Genomic DNA, 19,108 nt, shown 5'->3' with positions numbered 1-19,108 from the left:
ACCAAACCATGGAAATTATTCTGCTGGAAAATATCGGCAACCTCGGTGGCCTGGGTGACAAAGTCACTGTTAAAGCGGGTTACGGCCGGAATTACCTGATCCCTCAGGGCAAAGCAGTCCCTGCAACAGATGCGAATGTTGCAGAGTTTGAAGCGCGTCGAGCTGATCTTGAGCGTGCTGCAGCCGAAGCTTTGACGGCGGCTCAAGGCCGTGCAGAGGCTCTTTCAGCGCTGGATGTGTTGACTATCGAGGCGAACGCTGGGGAAGAAGGCAAGCTGTTCGGTTCTATCGGCACCCGCGATATCGCCGAAGCAGTCTGTGCAGCGGGCTGTGAAATCGATAAGTCTGAGGTTCGACTCCCGGAAGGCGCTCTTCGTGAGCTTGGCGAGTACAGCATTGCGATTCAGGTTCACCCTGATGTGATGACAGACGTTACTCTGGCGGTTGTTCCCGAGTAACAGTCCCCGAATGACGACACGTAGTCATTCGATTTACAGACTTTAACGCGGCTTTCGGGTCGCGTTTGCTTTTTCCCTCTCCAAATATGGGCTACTCTGGACGGCCCTGCGCCGGAAAGGCCCGCTGATGGCAGAAGTTAGCCCACAACGTTCCCAATCCAACCGTCCCTATGACGGTGACGTCGCGCGTATAAAGCTCCAACCTCAATCGGTAGAAGCCGAGCAGTCTGTTATCGGCGGGCTCATGATTTCCCAGGATGCCTGGGATAGCGTCGCAGAAATGGTGACCCCCGAGGACTTTTACCGTCCGGACCACCGTTTGATTTTCCGCCAGATTCGGCATCTTGCCGAAGCCGCACATCCCGTCGACGTGGTGACTCTGGCTGATCAGCTGCAACTTGCTGGAGAGCTCGATGCTGCCGGTGGACATGCCTACCTCTCTGAGCTTGCTGAGAACACGCCCAGCGCCTCAAACATTCGTGCCTATGCACAGGTGGTTCGCGAGCGTTCTGCGCTGCGACGGCTGATTGAGGCTGCCCAGGAGATAGCTGACAGTGGGTTTACGCCCCAGGGCCGCAGTTCGGCTGAACTCATTGATGAGGCCGAACGACTCATCATGCAGATTGGTGAGCAAGGTCCCAAAGCCGGTGGGCCTCAGGATGTTGGATTGCTCCTTACCGAGACTGTGCAGCGCATCGAAGAGCTGTGTAACAGCGGTGGGGATATCACAGGGTTAACCACCGGTTATATCGATCTCGATAAGTACACCTCGGGTCTTCAAAAGTCCGACTTGGTGATCGTGGCGGGTCGTCCGTCAATGGGTAAGACCGCCTTCGCCATGAATCTGGTAGAGAATGCCATCCTGCATCAACCGGACCCGGTGCTGGTGTTTTCCATGGAAATGCCCGCCGAGGCCCTGATGATGCGTCTGCTGTCATCTATCGGGCGCATTGATCAGACCCTGGTACGCACCGGGCGTCTTGATCAGGCAGGCTGGGAGAGTCTGTCGGGGGCGGTGGGTAAGCTGAAAAATACCGGATTGCTTATTGATGACACCCCGGCGCTCACCCCCACGGAAGTGCGTAGTCGCGCTCGTCGGGTAAAGCGTGAGCACGGCAATATCGCCATGATCATGATCGACTACATGCAGCTCATGCAGGTTGCGGGAGCCTCCGAAGGTCGTACGGCAGAAATCTCCGAAATCTCGCGAAGCTTAAAGGCCATAGCCAAAGAGTTTCGTTGCCCAGTGGTAGCACTCTCTCAGCTCAATCGGTCTTTGGAGCAACGGCCTAACAAACGGCCTGTCAATTCAGATCTCCGAGAATCGGGCGCTATTGAGCAGGACGCCGACGTCATCATGTTTATCTATCGCGATGAGGTCTACAACCCGGATTCGGCGGATAAGGGCACGGCCGAAATTATTATCGGTAAGCAACGAAACGGACCTATTGGTACCTGTCGACTCGCCTTCTTTGGGGAGTACACGCGCTTTGAAAACCTCGCTCGCGGTTCATCTGGCGGTTACTCAGACGGGTACTAACGCGGACTTTTCACCTGATTCCTTCGCAGCTCCGACACCAATAGCTCGAACACCAATAGCTCGAACACCAACGGCAAACAGCTAATCCATTTGCGCCTGGGACCGCACGTAGCGTGCCGCCTCTTCGTGCGTCGCAAACCAGACATCCCCTTTCGCTTTGATGTGTTCGATTAATCCCTCCAGGGCAACGATACGGGACCGGTGTCCACTCACATGGGGGTGAAGAGTTAGCAAAAAGAGCGTGCCTTCTTCCCAGGCTTTATCAAACTCATCGATCCATACCTGCATGATGTCCCGGGGATTCATATAGCGGTTCCCCAGCGGGTTCATGAGGGGCGCGTCATCAAGAATCCAGTCCACGGGGAGTTCGACCAGGTCGGTGGGCTCGCCGTTTTGTACAAGCTCGTAGGGGCGATCGTCATGCATCAGCGAGCTTTCGTAGAGAAAGCCGATCTCACGCACAATGCTGAGCGTGGCCGGGCTGTGGTTCCATGACGGCGCACGATAGCCCACGGGCCGTTTACCGCTGATCTCCTCGATAGTATCCATAGCCTGACGAAGAACGCGTTCCTCGGTGGCTGCATCGAGGTTGGTGTTTCGTTCATGAATCCAGCCATGCACCGCGATCTCATGACGTCCTGAGGCATTGATTAATGCGGCCTGTTCGGGAGCGATCTTCAGACTCCAGGCGGGAAAGAAAAAGGTCGATGGAATGGCCTCTTCTTCCATGAGCTTGACGATCCGTGGAAGCGCGACACGATGGCCATATTGTCCCTGGGAGAGGGGGCCGATGCTGACTTCACCGGTGCGCAGTCCCATGACAGTTTCATTATCTACATCGTAGGACAGTAGCACTGCGACTCGTGCGTTGCCGGGCCAGGTCTCTGGGGTGAGGTCGCGGCCTGCGCGAACCTGATTCACCGCATCGAAGACAGTCATGTCAGACCAGTTCCATGGGGTGGAGGGGTCTTCTGCCCCTGGCGCTAATTGCGCATAGGCCCCTGTGCCGGCCAGGCTGATAAAAGCGCTCAAGCACAGCGCGCTTAGGATTTTGCTCAGGCGAGAGCCATGTTGATGTTGCAGCATAAGAAGTCCCTAGAGGTCGTTATCGGCCTTGAGTCTTTGAAGTTGTTCGAGGGCGGCATCGCTGTCCAGTGCTTTCGACGGCAATCGGTCCTTCGGAGGTTCGGGTACCGGTGGTACTTCGTCGCCATTGAGTAGTGTCGCGCAACGAGTTTGGTAATGGCGGTTAAACAAAGGCCAGCTTTGCGTCTCGGGATTTGCGGCGAGTTTTTGCCATCCGCTATCACGCCCCGCCCAGTAAACAGCGGGGTGAGACCAGTGTTTGAGTTCGGGAGGTGAGCCTGCGTTACAGGCCTCTATATACGCCGCCCGCGGCGCGGGTAGCCCCAAGGCCGGCAGGCTCTCTTCGCAGCACTTGTGCATACGATTGAGGGTGGGCAGGTATTCACTGTTCTCGATCGCCAGCTTGGCACCCTGGAGAATCTGCGCGGCAGGAACGTCTCTCAAAGAGTCCAGCCATAGCTTTTTGATCTGCCTCAGCTGCTCGGCTTCGCTGAAGGCGGCGTAGTACTGGTTGTGATAATTGAGTCTAAAGAGCGCAAAGACCTGATTGATGGCCTCGACGAGTGCCGGATCCGGCTTGTGTCTCGAATCACTCTGCCCAGGAGGTATCGGTGAGGTCGCTTTCGAGGCTGCTATCTCGCGTTCGACGCGTTGTGCCAGTTCCTCGCTGTCCTGCATGATCGACTCCCGTTGTTTCTTGTTGCTGTCTTGCCCACTGGAATTGTACATGCTGTTTGAAACGATTTTGCCAGGCATGTCCCGCGCTTCCTCGCTCGCGCCAGTAAAGCGTGAAGTCCTCTATCTGCTGCAGCGCAAATGCCCGGGGAACACCGTGAAAACGTTCGAGTAATTCAAGCATGTCCTCGCTGGGCTGAAAATCCGGAGGCAGTGGCTCTCCCGTGCGTTTTCCCGGTCTGGGCATTACACCACGGGGTGCTTTCTCTTTGCTCTCGATGCTTGAGGCCGGCACCCCAGACGTCGCTGCGGGTGGACTGGTTCTGGTGCTGGGGCTTTGTGGCGAGGCTGCCTTGGTAACAGGGGTATGCTCGACCCCGGATCCCTCGTTGATAGCCAGTAGCAGGCTGTCCTGCGCCGCAGTCTGTCGGTCAATGCGCAGAAGCCCGAGAGCCTCCAGCGAGTCGCAGACACCCTGAAGTTCGTCGAGACTCCAAAAAGGCAATAGTTGCTGTAAATAAGCACGACTGACGTGTAACCACGCAAGGCCGTCACGGCGCGTAGCGGGCTGATGATGGTAGAGCCCTTTGATCTGCTGCAGCAACACCGCCTCCGCCAATCCCACGACAGCCGCAAGCTCAGCGGAGAACACCATTTGGGAGTCGGGAATGAGAGGACGAGAGGCCATGCACACTATTGCTTAAAGAGAGCGGCCGCACAGCATACCCAGCTTGCGACATTAGTTGTAGCATCGCTGCTGAGTTTTCACGTGGAAATGTAAATGGCCAAGGCAAAGACAGCCTTCGTGTGTAGTGATTGCGGCTCGGATTATCACAAGTGGCAGGGGCAGTGCAGTGATTGCGGAGCCTGGAACACGCTCAGTGAGATACGTTTGGCGAGTTCCAAGGGCGCCGGTCGATCGACACCGGGGCGGGCGCAGGGTTTTGCGGGAGAGCTCGCGCCTGCACGGGTGCTCAGCGAGATTGATGTCTCCGAGGTGCAGCGCATTCCCACGGGCATGACAGAGTTCGATCGTGTCTTGGGCGGTGGGCTGGTGCCAGGGTCGGCTATTTTGTTGGGCGGCAACCCTGGAGCGGGAAAAAGCACGCTGCTGTTGCAGGCCTGTTGTGGACTGGCGAGTCAAATGTCCGCGCTCTACGTCACGGGAGAGGAGAGCCCGCAACAAATCGCGATGCGCGCACAGCGGCTCTCCTTGCCTCTTGATCAGTTAAAACTGATGGCGGAGACCAATGTCGAAGCCATACTTGCCGCACTGGATACCCATCAGCCGAAGCTGCTGGTGGTTGATTCTATTCAGGTTGTTTACAGCGAGGAGCTGAGCTCTGCACCGGGAAGCGTATCGCAGGTCCGCGATTGCGCCGCAACCTTGACTCGCGCGGCGAAGCAGCGCGGTATTGTGTTGTTGCTGGTCGGCCATGTCACAAAAGATGGAAGTCTCGCTGGGCCCAAAGTGCTGGAGCATATGATTGACTGCTCGGTACTTCTGGAGAGCTCCGACGACCAGCGTTTCAGGACCTTGCGAGGACAGAAAAACCGTTTCGGAGCGGTGAACGAGCTGGGGATTTTCGCTATGACCGAGCAGGGACTGCGGGAGGTTCGTAACCCTTCAGCCATATTTTTGGAGCGTGGCGAGAAGCAATCTTCCGGCAGTGTGGTGATGGTTGTCTGGGAAGGCACGCGGCCTCTGCTGGTAGAAATACAGGCGTTGGTAGACGACAGCCCATTGGGCAACCCTCGGCGTCTGGCTGTAGGCCTTGAGCAAAATCGACTGGCCATGTTGCTGGCTATTCTGCACCGTCATGGGGGCTTGCAAGTGGGTGACCAGGATGTGTTTGCCAACGTGGTGGGCGGCGTGAGGGTGCTGGAGACCAGTGTTGACCTGGCATTGCTATTGGCGATTGTTTCGAGTTTTCGAGACCGACCCCTGCCGCGGGATCTGGTGGTGTTTGGCGAAGTGGGTTTAGCGGGAGAGATCAGGCCGGTACCTTCGGGGCAAGAGCGCCTGGCTGAGGCCGCAAAACATGGTTTTGCCCGCGCTATTGTGCCGCGGGGAAATGCGCCCAAAACGTCTCCAACCGGTATGCAGGTTCATGCGGTTGCTAGCTTGGCCGAGGCGCTTGCGCTCGATTTATAGCGTTCTAGCTGTCTGCTGACTCGGGGACTGTTTGAATTTCAACCTTATAGCGTTTCAGCAATCCTGCGTAGAGCGCGTCACGCGCTGTATCAATCTGCTCGGCCCGCCAATCGCGAAGCACTGCATCGCGCACATCCTCCAGGGGCGGCTGCCTCTGGCTGTCGGCACTCTCAATGAAGACGAGATGGAAGCCGTAGGCAGATGGGACCGGCCCCGACCATTGGGCTATGGGCAGATCCGGGAGGCGCTCGGTGAACGCCTGCCCAAAGCGATTAGTTAGTTCAGTTTCTCTATTGTTTTCAAAGTGTTGAGGCATGGCCAGGGCGTCGCCCAGTTCAGCAGTGAGCTCGGGACTGTTCACATCGAGCTGTGCCAAGGCAGCGGCAGCATCGGCATTAGCGTCGTCTCGCCGATCACTGCTGAAAAACCGTTGTCGCAGGCTGTATCTCGCGTCCTCCCGATACCCATCAGCGTGCTCCGCGTACCACGCCTCAAGTTCGCTTTCTGTGGGTTCCACAGAGGCTGCGATTTGATCCATAAAAGATTCGTACTTCTGGCGCAGTCGCCGGCGAACCACCAGATCATTGGTGGCCAGCCCAAGATTCATGGCTTCGCGATTGGCAATTTCTTCGCGTACCCAGTCATCAAGCAAGCCCTTCAGCTCCTCGGCATTTGGGGGACGTCGCCAGACGCGAGAGTAGGAGGCCACAAGCTGTTCCTGCTGTGCCGTACTGACTACGATACTCTCGGTGCTTGATTCGGTACCGTTGAGGAAAAAGTACCCCAAAAAGAAAGCCACGCCGATGACCGCGAAGTGCAAGAGTGGATCTTTAAAAACGTTCTTCCCTTTGGGTGAGTCGGCCCTCTCAGTCACTCGGGATTGTCCAGTTTGTCGATATCTGCTTCCAGCGCGAGGGGGTCGGACACGTGCTCAGACAGCAGAGCGCGTAATGGTTCGACGTTGTTACGATCAACATGCTGTACCGCAAAGCCCAATCTGCCTGCCTCGACATGTTGCAGATAGGCGTGCAGTTCAAGAACTCCAAAGCGTCCTGCGTCAATGATCAGTGTAAAAGGCTCGTTGTACTGAGCATCCCAGACATCGGGCTGATCAGTAGAGATACCCGCTACGGAAATATCGATCAGTCGCTGATTCCAGACGCTACCACCCTGATGAACCTCTACGGGGAGGTCGACCTTTGCGCGGGTAAAGTGACGGCGCTCACCGGGAAAATCACTCATGCTGTACCACCTGATTCCGAAGCCTGCGTGCATTGAATCACAGGCACTTGCAGCTGCAAATGCCTCCGACCGCCTATTTTAATTTGCGATAACGCAGCCTGTGCGGTTGATCCGCTGCTGCCCCCATGCGCGCTCTACGATCTTCCTCATAGTCGCTGTAGTTACCCTCATGGAAAACAACGCCACCATCGTCCTCGTAGGCGAGGATGTGCGTCGCCACCCGGTCCAGGAACCAGCGGTCGTGAGAGATAATCATTGCAGAACCGGGAAACGCAAGAATCGCCTCCTCCAGAGCGCGGAGGGTTTCGACGTCCAGATCGTTGGTCGGCTCGTCCAGCAGCAGAACGTTAGCGCCCTGCTTGAGCAGTTTTGCGAGATGCAGGCGGTTCCGCTCACCGCCGGACAGATCTTTGACGAACTTTTGCTGATCTGAGCCTTTGAAATTGAAGCGACCCACATAGGAGCGCGAGTTAACCTCGTAACCGCCGATATTCATGATATCCAGACCATCAGACACTTCTTCCCACACGGTTTTGTCACCGGCCAGATCGTCTCTGGATTGATCCACGTAGGCCAGCTTGACGGTTTCACCCAGCTCAATTGTTCCGGCATCGGGCTGTTCTTCGCCATTGATGAGTCTAAACAGCGTTGACTTACCCATGCCGTTGGCGCCAATGATGCCCACGATGCTGCCTTTGGGCACTGACAACGTCAGATCATCAAAGAGCAGGCGATCGTCGTAGGTTTTGCGAAGGTTCTGTATTTCGATAACCTTGTCACCGAGTCGGGGCCCCGGGGGAATGTAAATTTCGTTGGTTTCGTTGCGGCTCTGAAATTCCTGAGACTGAAGCTCCTCGAATCGTGCGAGGCGGGCTTTGCTCTTGGCCTGGCGTCCTTTGGGATTGCTGCGCACCCATTCCAGCTCGGCTTTGATGGCTTTTTGGTGGGATGCTTCCTGACGCTGCTCCTGCTCGAGTCGCTGCTCCTTGGCGTTGAGCCAATCCGAGTAATTGCCTTCGTAGGGAATGCCGCGACCCCGATCCAGCTCCAGAATCCATCCGGCGGCGTTGTCGAGAAAATAGCGATCGTGGGTGATTGCTACCACGGTGCCGGGGAAGTCCTCCAGAAAACGTTCCAACCAGGCAACGCTCTCGGCATCGAGATGGTTGGTGGGTTCGTCCAGCAGCAGCATATCCGGACCGGACAGCAGCAGGCGGCACAGTGCCACACGGCGTCGCTCACCGCCTGACAGCGTTGTGACGTCCGCATCCCAGGCCGGTAAGCGCAGGGCGTCGGCGGCTACTTCCAGACGATGATCAATGTTATGCGCGTCTGTGGCTTGTATGACGTCTTCCAAGCGAGCTTGCTCTTTGGCGAGGGCATCAAAGTCGGCATCCGGCTCTGCGTAATCAGCGTAGACCTTTTCAAGACCTGCGAGGGCGTTTAAAGCGACGCTGAGTCCCTCTTCGACATTGCCCCGTACGTCTTTTTCCGGGTCCAGCTGGGGCTCCTGAGGCAAATAACCGATATTGAGGTCTGGCTGGGGGCGCGCCTCGCCAAGTATGTCTGTGTCCAGGCCGGCCATGATTTTCAGCAGCGTTGACTTGCCCGAGCCGTTGAGTCCGAGTACGCCAATCTTTGCGCCGGGAAAAAACGAGAGGGAGATATTTTCAAGGATAGTCTTTTTGGGCGGTACAACTTTGCCCACGCGATTCATGCTGTAAACGTACTGTGTCATGGTGCTGTAGTCTTCCTGTGTTTTGTGGCGCGGATTCTAGCAAAACCATCGCCAGCATAGTCGAGATAGGCCCGAGTCCGGCTTTCGGTTAAAATCTCACCTTTCCCATCTTTTTCGCGCATCAGGAGAGATCGCAATGTTTGACGATGCCATGTCTATTGAGGGCTTCGATGACGCCCTGTTTTCCGCCATCTGCGATGAGGAGAGCCGTCAGGAAGAACATATTGAGCTTATCGCCTCGGAAAACTATGCAAGTCCGAGGGTGCTTCAGGCTCAGGGTTCAGTGCTCACTAACAAATACGCTGAAGGCTATCCCGGCAAACGCTACTACGGCGGTTGTGAGTACGTAGACAAAGCTGAAGAACTCGCGGTCGAGCGGGCAAAAGCCCTGTTTGGCGCCGATTACGCGAATGTGCAGCCGCACTCCGGTTCTCAAGCGAACTCCGCGGTGTTTCAGGCCTTGGTAAAACCCGGGGATACGAGTCTGGGTATGAGTTTGGCGGATGGTGGGCATCTCACCCACGGCGCTAAACCCAATTTCTCCGGGAAGCACTACAACGCGATTCAATACGGCCTGAACAACGATACGGGCGAGATAGACTACGATGAGATCGACAGGCTGGCCCGGGAGCACAAGCCAGCGATGATTATTGGTGGTTTCTCCGCCTACAGTCGCGTGGTGGATTGGGCTCGCTATCGGTCTATCGCTGATGAGGTGGGTGCCTACCTCCTCGTCGATATGGCGCACGTGGCGGGTCTGGTTGCCGCGGGCGTCTACCCCAATCCCGTACCCTTTGCCGATGTCGTGACATCAACCACGCACAAAACGCTTCGCGGCCCCCGGGGCGGTATTATCCTGGCCAAAGCGAATGAGGAGCTTGAGAAGAAGTTTCAGTCGGCGGTATTCCCCGGTGGCCAGGGCGGACCTCTGATGCATGTTATTGCGGCTAAAGCGGTCAGCTTTTTGGAGGCACAGCAACCGGAGTTTGTGGCGTATCAGGAGCAAGTGGTGGCTAATGCTCGTGCAATGGCCGCAACCTTTATGGAGCGTGGCATTAATATTGTTTCTGGTGGTACGGACAACCACTTAATGCTGGTGGACCTTATCGGCAAGCCATACACCGGTAAGGACGCGGATGCCGCCCTGGGCGCTGCCAACATCACCGTGAACAAGAATGCCGTACCAAACGATCCACGGTCGCCGTTTATCACCTCGGGACTGCGTGTGGGTACCCCGGCTATTACCACCCGCGGCTTTGGCGAAGCAGAAACACGGGAGCTCACCAACTGGATGTGTGATGTACTTGAGGCTCTGGAGTCTGGCGACGCGGAGGCGACCATCGCTACCGTGAAAACCAAAGTTCTGGCCATCTGTGGGCGCTTTCCGGTTTACGGAGAGCGTCCCGCCGCGGGCTCAGCGGTTGCCGCCTGAGTCTGGAGCAGTAGCCAGAAACGATTCACGCAGCTACAGGCGGAGCCACTGATGCATTGCCCTTTTTGCTCGGATGACGACACCAAGGTTATCGATTCACGTTTGGTAACAGACGGCGCTCAGGTTCGTCGTCGACGTGAGTGTCTGTCGTGTAAGGAGCGTTTTACCACCTATGAGGCAGCCGAACTGGTGATGCCCAGGGTGATTAAGCAAAACGGCAGTCGTGAACCGTTTAATGAGGATAAGCTGAGAGCGGGGTTTTTGCGCGCACTAGAAAAACGGCCCGTATCTGTGGAATTGATTGAGGCGGAGATCAGTCACATTAAGCAAAAGCTTCGCGCCACCGGGGAGCGCGAAGTGAACTCCCGCGTTTTTGGTGAGTTGGTAATGGATAGCCTCAAGGAACTCGATAAGGTCGCTTACGTGCGATTTGCCTCGGTGTATCGAAGCTTTGAGGATATTGCCGAATTTCAAGCCGCGATCGAACGCCTCCAGGCTGAGCCCGAATCGCGAATCGGTACTCCTCTAAGCCCCGAAGCGGACAGCGACGCCTAAGGCGTCGCCTGTTTGATGTTCTCAGCACAAGACCATCAGTTTATGGGCCACGCGCTGCGTTTAGCCGAGCGTGGTAAATACTGGGCGCGTCCGAATCCTCACGTTGGCTGTGTTCTGGTTAACGATTCTGCTGTTGTCGGGGAGGGCTTTACCCAGCCTGCGGGGGATGATCACGCTGAAGTCGTTGCTTTAAAGGCGGCCGGTGACGCGGCGCGGGGAAGTACCGCCTACGTTACCTTGGAACCCTGTGCCCATGTGGGCCGCACGCCCCCTTGTTCCCAGGCTTTGATTTCTGCCGGCGTTGCGCGCGTGATCGTGGGTCTAAGAGATCCGAATCCTCAGGTAGACGGTGGGGGTATGCGTGACCTCTCGGCTGCTGGGATAGCAGTTGCCGAAGGATTGATGGGCGAGCAGGTGGAATCCCAGTTAGCGGGCTTCTTGATGAGGCAGCGGCGAGGTAGACCGAGACTGCGCGCAAAGCTCGCCATGTCCCTCGACGGACGCACGGCTATGGCGTCGGGAGAAAGTCAGTGGATTACGGGACCGGATGCCCGCTTGGACGTGCAAAAGCTGCGCGCAGAGAGCTGCGGAATCCTGACGGGCGTGGGTACGGTACTGGCTGATGATTGTGCTCTTACGGTGCGAGACGCCAGTTTTGGCGATGAGCTATTGCCACCTCCCGCGCGTCGGGCACTCCGTGTGGTGGCGGATACCTACCTACGCACACCATTTCATGCGGCGGTGTTACAGGGAGAGCAGCCCAGCCTTCTGATTCACGCTGCAGACGCAAATTGCGACGAGATCCCATCCAGTATTGATCGCCTAGCAGTGCCCAGCGCGGGCGCGCGCTTGCTACCCGAGGAAATCATGACTGCGCTTGGAGCAATGGAGTGCAATGAGATTCTGTTAGAATCCGGTCCCCGTTTAGCAGGGACGATGCTCGAGAGCGGTCTGATTGATCAACTCGTCGTGTACATGGCTCCTGTTCTTCTGGGAAGCCGGGCGCGACCGTTAATGGAGTTGCCGCTTGATCGAATGGCCGAAGCTTACAGGCTGAAGCTCGTCGATCGTCGACAGTTGGGTGTCGATCATCGTTTTATCTTTGAACCTCAGGGTCGCGCTGAATAAAACGCAGTAAAGCAATCACAAAGTAGTCAGGAAACCGAATGTTCACGGGAATTATTCAAGCGGTAGGAACGGTCGCGGCGCAGCAGCCCAGCGGCGGCGATATGCGCTTGCGCATCCACACAGGCAAGCTGTCTCTTGATGATGTGGGAATCGGCGACAGCATAGCGACGAATGGTGTTTGTCTGACGGTAACGGAGTTACCAGGTGACGGGTTCTGGGCCGATGTTTCTATAGAGACCCTTAATCTCACCACTTTGGGTGATCTATCTCAGGGCTCCACCGTTAATCTGGAAAAATCCCTCACCCCTGAGAGTCGCCTGGGCGGGCACATTGTCAGCGGTCACGTGGATGGTCTTGGTGAGATCGTCAGTATGGAGGAGGATGCTCGGTCATGGCGGGTTGTAGTGAGAGCCCCCGATGAGCTCGCAAAGTACATTGCACACAAGGGCAGCATTTGTATCGATGGTACAAGTCTCACGGTTAACGCCGTGGATGGTGCAAATTTTGACCTCAACATCATTCCGCAAACTATGGCGGAAACCGTGTTTACGCATTACAGCCCCGGGAGTCGCGTTAATCTCGAAGTTGATGTCATCGCCCGATATCTGGAGCGCTTGCTGCAAGGCTCCGAGGCAGCAAAGCCGGGGGGCGGTATCGATTACCAGACGCTGGCTGACAATGGTTACCTGGATGCCCGGACATGAACGACGTAAGTGTCAACAGTGTAGGTGAGTTACTCGATGACCTCCGACACGGCCGCATGGTCGTCATCCTGGATGAGCGTGACGAACAAAATAACGAAGGTGTGGTCATGGTCGCGGCGGAGCACTGCACGGCTGATCATGTGACATTTATGGCGCGTAAAGCGCGCGGGCTTGTGTGTTTGGCCCTGACTCAGGAGCGCTGCGAGCAGTTGGATCTACCGCCCATGGTCGCGGGCAAGGAGAGTGATACCTCTCACTTCACCCTGTCCATTGAAGCTGCGCAGGGCATTGATACGGGAATCTCAGCGGCGGACAGGGCTCATACCGTGCAGGTGGCTGTGGCATCCCAGGCAGTACCGGGCGATATTGTGCAGCCGGGACATATTTTTCCTCTCGCTGCGCAACCCGGCGGTGTTTTAACGCGCGCCGGACATACCGAGACCGCAGTGGACTACACCCGCATCGCGGGACTGACACCAGCGGCCGTTATTGCAGACGTATTGGATGACCAGGGCGAACTAGCCGATGGACCCGCTCTTATTGCGTTTGCCGAGACTCATGACCTGAAGCTCGGTTCCGTGGCGGATCTCATTCATTACCGCATAGCCAACGAGCAGACCATCGAACGAGTTCGCGAGGGCGATCTCGATACTCGCTATGGCAAGTTTCAAATGGCCACTTATCGCGATCGAACGCATGGCGGCCTGCACATAGCCCTGAGTGTCGGCGAGATCAGCGCAGATACCCCGACGCTGGTGCGGGTTCATGCGAGTTCCACTCTGCGCGATTTGTTGGGCTGTGATGCGCAAGGGCAGACTGGTTGGAGCGTGCAGCGAAGTCTTGAGGCAATAGCCAAAGACGGATCGGGCGTACTGGTGCTCTTGAGTCGCAGTGAGACCGATGAACAATTACTTCACAGTGTTGATCAGGCCCTCGGTGCTGTGGCGCTGCGAGATGCCAAAGCCGGTGATAGCTACAACACGGTGGGTGTGGGGTCGCAGATTTTGCGCGAGTTGGGTGTAGGCAAGATTCGCCTGATGGGAGCACCTATCAAGTACAATGCTATCTCCGGATTCGGGCTGGAGGTGATTGATTATCTTGAGCCTCCCGAATTTGCATGAAGTGTTGAAGGAAATGTCGAGAAGCGGCAGGCAAGGGCAGCCGTTGGGGACAGTAACGATAGTGAGTAGAGAAAATCATGAGTAGTGTGAATACCATCGAAGGAGTGATGACACATACGACGGGACGTTATGCCCTGTTGGTGGGTCGTTGGAACAGTTTTGTCGTGGAGCATCTCCTTGAGGGAGCGATTGATACGCTCAAGCGCCATGGCGTCGCCGAAGAGCAGATCACGGTCATCCGCGTTCCCGGCGCGTTTGAGATTCCGCTGGCTTGTCAGCGTGTCGCAAAAACCGGAAATTACGACGCGATTGTCGCACTAGGTGCCGTTATTCGCGGCGGGACGCCACACTTTGAACACGTGGCAGGAGAGTGCACCAAGGGTGTTGCTCAGGTCAGTCTCAGTCACGATATACCCATCGCCTTTGGCGTTCTTACTGTCGACAGTATTGAGCAGGCGATTGAGCGTTCCGGTACCAAGGCCGGCAATAAGGGTGTAGAAGCAGCCCTGTCCGCGCTGGAAATGGTCAGCTTGCTGGGTCAGTTAGGCTGAGGTGACAAAGCAGGCTCAACAGGAACTCGTCGCCCGTCGGCGAAAAGCCCGACACTATGCGTTGCAGGCGTTGTACCAGTGGCATATGGCGGGTGCGACGTCTTCGGATATCGAGGCTGAGTTTCGCACTGACTATGACTTTGCTGTCGTGGACCTGGAGTACTTTCAGGCCTTGATACACGGCGTCCCTCCCTTGGTAGACGAGCTCGATGGCCTTCTCGAGCCCTTGCTGGATCGTGAGCTACGGGAGCTGGATCCCATTGAGCGCTCCCTGCTGCGCATGGGCGGCTTTGAGCTTCGCGATCGCATTGATGTGCCTTATCGCGTCGTGATTAACGAGTCCGTAGCCCTTGCCAAGAAGTTTGGCGCTGCAGAGAGCTACAAATACATTAATGGCGTGCTGGACAAATTAGCCCGCCAACTGCGCGGTCCCGAGGTTAGTGCCGGACGCTAGTCAGCCGCGCGACGAGTTCAGCGTCATTGCGCGATACTTCCAGCAGCTTGATAAAGGCCCGGACGTCGTTCTTGGTAATGGCGATGATGCCGCGGTTCTGCGTTTAGCACCGGGCGAAGAGCTGGTTGTATCGGCGGATAGCATGCTCGAGGGCGTGCATTTTCCTCCTAAATCTCCTCCCATAGAGCTGGCTTATCGAGCCGTCGCGGCTGCGACCAGTGATCTCGCGGCCATGGGCGCGCGACCTGTAGCGATGACCCTTGCGCTTAGTTTGCCTAGTGCAGAGGACCCTTGGTTAGAAGGAATTCGCTCAGGCCTCAGTGAAGCTGTTGCCGATTTTTCTTTGCCGCTGGTGGGCGGAGATCTGACGCGAGGCCCACTCACACTCAGCGTGCAGGTTCTCGGGGCTGTTCCCGCAGGCCGGGCTATCCGACGCGATGGCGCTAATCCCGGAGATATTGTGTACGTAAGTGGCTCTCTCGGTGACTCAGCTGCGGGGCTGGCAGTTATCGAAGGGCGTCTTAGGTGTGAAGACAAAGTTACACAGACACTTCGGGCACGCTTCTGGCGCCCCAGTCCTGAACTTGAATTAGGCGTATCGCTTCGGGATAAGGCCACAGCCGCGATCGACGTCTCCGACGGTCTTCTTGCTGACCTGGGTCATATCGCACAGGCCAGTAAGGTAGGCATGTTTGTCGATACCGCGCGTATACCGGTTTCAGCTACGCTGTCGTCTATCGTGCCCGCCGAGCAAGCTCTAGCCTGGGCGCTTCGGGGAGGCGAGGATTACCGGCTGTGCTTCACTCTGCCGGAGACGGTGAACGCTCCCGATGGCTGCATTCCTATAGGCTGCGTCGAGAGCGGCTCGGGTGTACGCTGTGACTCAGCAGGAGGCAGTGATGGATATCGCCATTTTTAGCTCGAGAGAGGTTTGGGTGTCAGCGCGTTCATGGTGCCGGCTATGAGCGCTCACCCCAGCCCGAAATTGACCGACCCGGTGCAACTGCTGGCCTTTGGATTTGGCTCGGGGCTTGCTCCCAAAGCGCCCGGTACCGTGGGTACCCTGGCAGCGCTACCACTTTACTGGCTGATGGCTTCCCAGCCTTTGTGGATTTATAGCCTGATTGTCATTGCTGCTGCTTTACTGGGTATCTGGATTTGCGACCGAGCGAGCGCTGCCCTCAAGGTTCATGATCATCCGGGGATTGTTTGGGATGAGTTTGTGGGTGTCTGGATTGCGCTTTGGGCAGTGCCGGCAGAGCCGCTGTGGATTGTTGCAGGGTTTTTGGTGTTTCGTGTGTTCGATATCGTAAAACCCTGGCCTATTGGTTGGCTCGACCAGCACGCGCGAGGAGGCTTTGGCATCATGATTGACGACATCGTGGCAGGTGTTTTGGCCTGCCTCACTTTGCATCTGGCACTCACGTTTGGCGGTGGTTTATGAGAGCTTTGCTGCTGGTTCTGGCTCTTGCCTTTGCTTCCTCCTTGCACGCAGAAATTCTTGTCGAGGCCCTGCTACCGGGATTGGCGGTGCTGAAAATTGATGGTCGCCGCGTTACTTTGCGCGACGGGCAGAGCGAAAATGGCGTTTTGCTCATTGCAGCCGATGCGCAGTCCGCTCTTGTGGAAGTTGCGGGGCAGCAGCAGCGCTTGCGCGTGTCACAGCGAATCAGCGGGCAGTTCCGCGAACCTGAAGAGCGCAGTATCGCGATCCCTCGCAATGATCAAATGCAATATGTGACCAATGTTGAGGTCAATGATGTCCGTCTCGCGATGATTGTCGATACGGGAGCAAACATTATTGCCCTCAATAGCCGAGATGCGCGCGCTGTGGGGATTGGCGAAAACGAGGGTGTGGCAGCCAGGGTTCAAACGGCAGGCTCTATCGTGCCAGCAAGGCGCGTTCTTCTTGATAGCGTGACAGTAGGCGGCATTCGTATCGACAGTGTGACAGCGACGGTAATTGACGGTGACCAGCCCTCGGTTGCACTGCTGGGCATGAGCTATCTACAGCATGTCGATATACAGGAGGAGGGCGGCATTCTCACCCTGAAAGCACGTTGGTAAGGGCAGCTGAGATCAGGTTTTTAACAGTTCTTGAGGCCCCTTCGCTCTGTTAGACTAGCGCGCCCCCGTAGTTGCTGGATGGTTGTGTGTCAGTAAGATTTGTTGAGGCTTCTCGTTTGCCGACCGACTGGGCCGTGTTTACGATGCACGGCTTCGAGGATGTGGAGGCCAACAAGGAGCACCTGGTTCTGACGCTGGGCGATGTTTCTGGTGAAGAGCCTGTGCTCACGCGAGTGCATTCCGAGTGTTTGACGGGTGATACTCTTTTTAGTCTTCGATGTGACTGCGGTAATCAGTTGCAGGCTGCTCTGCGAGCCATCGCCCACGAAGGCCGGGGCGCACTCCTTTATTTGCGTCAGGAAGGCCGAGGTATTGGTCTGCTGAATAAAATTAAGGCTTACAAACTGCAGGATGAAGGTGCGGATACCGTTGAAGCGAATGAGCAGCTGGGCTTTGGCGCAGATATGCGTGATTATTCGATTGTGCGTCCCATGTTCGAACACCTGCAGATCAGTCGAGTGCGCCTCATGACTAACAATCCTCGCAAGGTGAGTGCTCTCTCGGAATTGGGGATTGAAGTCACGGAGCGTGTTGCCCTGCAATGCGATAGCAACCCCCACAACGAAAAGTATCTACAGACTAAAGGGGCCAAGCTCGGGCATATGCTCGAGGAACGGTAACGCTCTTTCTTGATTGCCCTTCAAGGTCACTGCTTAGCGATCGCGCTTTACCATTTTTGCCAAGAGCTGGCGAAGGGCATCGGCATCGCTGCCCCAGTCGGTGAGTAAGCCTAAAGCCTCTTCATAAAGACCCATTGCGGTGGCTTCGGCAGCTTCGAGACCCATCAGGCCAACGTAGGTGGATTTTCCCGCGGCGGCGTCTTTGCCCGCTGTCTTACCCAGTGTTGCGCTGTCGCTGCGCACATCGATAACGTCATCGATAATTTGAAAAGCGAGACCAATTTTTTCGCCCACCGCTTCCAAAGTGTTTTTCTGCGTTGGGTTTGCTAAGCCTACGATCCCGCCCATGACCAATGCAGCTGTAATGAGGGCACCGGTCTTGAGCGCATGGATTTCTTTTAACTGATCGAGAGTGAGCGTCTTTTCTGTGGCCTCTATGTCCAGGCCCTGCCCTCCGACCATGCCGTCGAAGCCCGATGCTTTGGCAAGACATGTGACGAGACCTACTCGTTGTTCGGCGCTTAACTGATCATCGCTGCCGATGAGTTCAAATGCCTTGGCCTGCAGTCCGTCACCTACCAAAATCGCGGTGGCCTCATCGAAGGCCACGTGCAGAGTAGGGCGACCGCGCCGAAGGTCGTCGTCATCCATGGCGGGGAGGTCATCGTGAATCAGCGAGTAGGTGTGTATCAGCTCGATGGCTTCCGCGGAGGAACTAGCTAGCGTATCGGCGGCATCACCTCCCGTTGCGCGCGCGGCAGCCTGGAGGAGTTGGGGGCGGAGGCGTTTGCCTCGCGAGGCAGAGAGATACGATAGAGCACTGCTTAGCATGCGAAGTGCAATCGGCGCGAAGGCCGATGATTGGACAATGACAGCTGTGCCAGCACTCTATTGATCACCGTCTTTTGACGCAGGAGACCCTGCCGATGCACTTAGAGTGGCGACTCGCTGCTCGGCTTCTTGCAGCAGTTTTTGCGCCTTACTGGTTAAGGCCATTCCTTCCTCAAAGAGTTCGATGCTCTGTTCAATGCTCACGTCGTCGCTTTCCATGCGTGACACGATGGCATCAATTTTGGCGCTGATATCCGTAATTCGCAGATTACTGTCTTTTTCTGCGGCGGCTGGAGCTTTCTTACTCATTGTGCACGGCTTTCCTTCCTTTGTGATGGGTGTTCCCGAAACGACGAGCTTGCTCTGCGACCCATAAAATCACTGAACTCGGGTTCGCGCTATTGTAGGTGAAAAATCAACTGTGTCTTACCCTTTGTTGATGCCGATGGATCAGCTCCATTGGATATGTCCCAACCAGCGTCAGGGCAGACGACGCATCTGCTGTTTCCGGGCGCAAGCCCCGCGGGTTTTCTCTCAAGAGCGCTACTTTCAGAAAAGGGACTCGGTGCTCCAGTGGCAATGCTTTCCACTCATTACGCATACTGCTTACGGCGACGGAGTGTCCACGAAAGAGTACGTTGCTTACCTTACGCCAGAATTGAATGAATGCGAGTGAATTCAGGGCCGACGC

22 protein-coding genes are annotated in these 19,108 nt (G+C 56.3%); 14 read left to right on the top strand and 8 right to left on the bottom strand.

The window, feature by feature from the left end; translation table 11 throughout:
• The first annotated feature begins 8 nt into the window (after positions 1–8).
• Positions 9–458 (top strand): 50S ribosomal protein L9, encoded by a 450-nt coding sequence (rplI, locus tag ACTG39_RS08570; protein ID WP_439107128.1) that lies wholly within the window; start codon positions 9–11, stop codon positions 456–458.
• A gap of 127 nt (positions 459–585) precedes the next feature.
• Positions 586–1,998 carry a replicative DNA helicase gene (gene dnaB / locus ACTG39_RS08565; RefSeq protein WP_439107127.1) on the top strand — a complete coding sequence of 471 codons (1,413 nt, stop codon included), beginning with the start codon at positions 586–588 and terminating at the stop codon, positions 1,996–1,998.
• Between the two features lie 81 nt (positions 1,999–2,079).
• On the opposite strand, the gene ACTG39_RS08560 is transcribed toward dnaB, so the two are convergent.
• The 3 genes from ACTG39_RS08560 to ACTG39_RS08550 are packed head-to-tail and all read right to left on the bottom strand — an operon-like array spanning position 2,080 to position 4,447.
• Positions 2,080–3,084, bottom strand: coding sequence for a polysaccharide deacetylase family protein (locus ACTG39_RS08560; protein WP_439107126.1), 1,005 nt, complete (start codon positions 3,082–3,084; stop codon positions 2,080–2,082).
• A gap of 9 nt (positions 3,085–3,093) precedes the next feature.
• The gene (locus ACTG39_RS08555; protein ID WP_439107125.1) at positions 3,094–3,762 is read right to left on the bottom strand and encodes a replication protein P; all 669 of its coding nucleotides are present in this window, start codon (positions 3,760–3,762) and stop codon (positions 3,094–3,096) included.
• Complete coding sequence (locus tag ACTG39_RS08550; protein WP_439107124.1) at positions 3,674–4,447, bottom strand: DnaT-like ssDNA-binding domain-containing protein; 774 nt, start codon at positions 4,445–4,447, stop codon at positions 3,674–3,676. Before ACTG39_RS08550 ends, ACTG39_RS08555 begins: the two co-directional genes overlap by 89 nt.
• A 93-nt stretch (positions 4,448–4,540) precedes the next feature.
• Here ACTG39_RS08550 and radA point away from each other — a divergent pair, with 93 nt between their 5' ends.
• The gene (gene radA, locus ACTG39_RS08545) at positions 4,541–5,914 is read left to right on the top strand and encodes a DNA repair protein RadA (protein WP_439107123.1); all 1,374 of its coding nucleotides are present in this window, start codon (positions 4,541–4,543) and stop codon (positions 5,912–5,914) included.
• A gap of 4 nt (positions 5,915–5,918) precedes the next feature.
• On the opposite strand, the gene ACTG39_RS08540 is transcribed toward radA, so the two are convergent.
• The 3 genes from ACTG39_RS08540 to ettA form a co-directional block, all read right to left on the bottom strand.
• A complete protein-coding gene (locus ACTG39_RS08540) occupies positions 5,919–6,788 on the bottom strand; it encodes a peptidyl-prolyl cis-trans isomerase (RefSeq protein WP_439107122.1) in 870 nt (289 codons plus the stop codon).
• Entirely contained in the window at positions 6,785–7,156 is a 372-nt protein-coding gene (locus tag ACTG39_RS08535; protein ID WP_439107121.1) for a PilZ domain-containing protein, read from the bottom strand. Before ACTG39_RS08535 ends, ACTG39_RS08540 begins: the two co-directional genes overlap by 4 nt.
• A gap of 73 nt (positions 7,157–7,229) precedes the next feature.
• Positions 7,230–8,894: an energy-dependent translational throttle protein EttA gene (ettA, locus tag ACTG39_RS08530; protein WP_439107120.1), complete on the bottom strand. Its 1,665-nt coding sequence runs from the start codon at positions 8,892–8,894 to the stop codon at positions 7,230–7,232.
• Positions 8,895–9,030: 136 nt separating this feature from the next.
• Here ettA and glyA point away from each other — a divergent pair, with 136 nt between their 5' ends.
• The 11 genes from glyA (at position 9,031) to ribA (ending at position 17,586) form a co-directional block, all read left to right on the top strand.
• Positions 9,031–10,326 carry a serine hydroxymethyltransferase gene (gene glyA, locus ACTG39_RS08525; RefSeq protein WP_439107119.1) on the top strand — a complete coding sequence of 432 codons (1,296 nt, stop codon included), beginning with the start codon at positions 9,031–9,033 and terminating at the stop codon, positions 10,324–10,326.
• A 51-nt stretch (positions 10,327–10,377) separates the two neighbouring features.
• Positions 10,378–10,881, top strand: coding sequence for a transcriptional regulator NrdR (gene nrdR, locus ACTG39_RS08520; protein ID WP_439107118.1), 504 nt, complete (start codon positions 10,378–10,380; stop codon positions 10,879–10,881).
• Positions 10,882–10,896: 15 nt separating this feature from the next.
• Positions 10,897–12,009 carry a bifunctional diaminohydroxyphosphoribosylaminopyrimidine deaminase/5-amino-6-(5-phosphoribosylamino)uracil reductase RibD gene (gene ribD, locus ACTG39_RS08515; protein WP_439107117.1) on the top strand — a complete coding sequence of 371 codons (1,113 nt, stop codon included), beginning with the start codon at positions 10,897–10,899 and terminating at the stop codon, positions 12,007–12,009.
• Positions 12,010–12,047: 38 nt separating this feature from the next.
• Complete coding sequence (locus tag ACTG39_RS08510; protein ID WP_439107116.1) at positions 12,048–12,713, top strand: riboflavin synthase; 666 nt, start codon at positions 12,048–12,050, stop codon at positions 12,711–12,713.
• A complete protein-coding gene (ribB, locus tag ACTG39_RS08505; protein WP_439107115.1) occupies positions 12,710–13,834 on the top strand; it encodes a 3,4-dihydroxy-2-butanone-4-phosphate synthase in 1,125 nt (374 codons plus the stop codon). Before ACTG39_RS08510 ends, ribB begins: the two co-directional genes overlap by 4 nt.
• A 77-nt stretch (positions 13,835–13,911) precedes the next feature.
• Complete coding sequence (ribH, locus tag ACTG39_RS08500; RefSeq protein WP_439107114.1) at positions 13,912–14,385, top strand: 6,7-dimethyl-8-ribityllumazine synthase; 474 nt, start codon at positions 13,912–13,914, stop codon at positions 14,383–14,385.
• Between the two features lies 1 nt (position 14,386).
• Positions 14,387–14,839 carry a transcription antitermination factor NusB gene (gene nusB / locus ACTG39_RS08495; protein WP_439107113.1) on the top strand — a complete coding sequence of 151 codons (453 nt, stop codon included), beginning with the start codon at positions 14,387–14,389 and terminating at the stop codon, positions 14,837–14,839.
• A complete protein-coding gene (thiL, locus tag ACTG39_RS08490; protein ID WP_439107112.1) occupies positions 14,826–15,758 on the top strand; it encodes a thiamine-phosphate kinase in 933 nt (310 codons plus the stop codon). The genes nusB and thiL overlap by 14 nt, the downstream gene beginning before the upstream one ends.
• Before the next feature lie 42 nt (positions 15,759–15,800).
• Positions 15,801–16,283, top strand: coding sequence for a phosphatidylglycerophosphatase A family protein (locus ACTG39_RS08485; protein WP_439107111.1), 483 nt, complete (start codon positions 15,801–15,803; stop codon positions 16,281–16,283).
• Positions 16,280–16,906, top strand: coding sequence for a retropepsin-like aspartic protease family protein (locus tag ACTG39_RS08480; RefSeq protein ID WP_439107110.1), 627 nt, complete (start codon positions 16,280–16,282; stop codon positions 16,904–16,906). Before ACTG39_RS08485 ends, ACTG39_RS08480 begins: the two co-directional genes overlap by 4 nt.
• Before the next feature lie 86 nt (positions 16,907–16,992).
• Complete coding sequence (gene ribA / locus ACTG39_RS08475) at positions 16,993–17,586, top strand: GTP cyclohydrolase II (protein ID WP_439107109.1); 594 nt, start codon at positions 16,993–16,995, stop codon at positions 17,584–17,586.
• Between the two features lie 33 nt (positions 17,587–17,619).
• Here the strand turns inward: ribA and ACTG39_RS08470 are convergent, their stop codons facing one another.
• Entirely contained in the window at positions 17,620–18,417 is a 798-nt protein-coding gene (locus ACTG39_RS08470; protein ID WP_439107108.1) for a polyprenyl synthetase family protein, read from the bottom strand.
• A gap of 57 nt (positions 18,418–18,474) precedes the next feature.
• Complete coding sequence (gene xseB, locus ACTG39_RS08465) at positions 18,475–18,726, bottom strand: exodeoxyribonuclease VII small subunit (protein WP_439107107.1); 252 nt, start codon at positions 18,724–18,726, stop codon at positions 18,475–18,477.
• Positions 18,727–19,108: the final 382 nt, after the last annotated feature.

Origin of the sequence: Congregibacter sp. (assembly GCF_965662665.1) — a bacterium.
Lineage (GTDB): Bacteria > Pseudomonadota > Gammaproteobacteria > Pseudomonadales > Halieaceae > Congregibacter.
The sequence above is the reverse complement of the archived record's forward strand: the minus strand, read 5'-3'. Positions and strand labels throughout refer to the sequence as shown.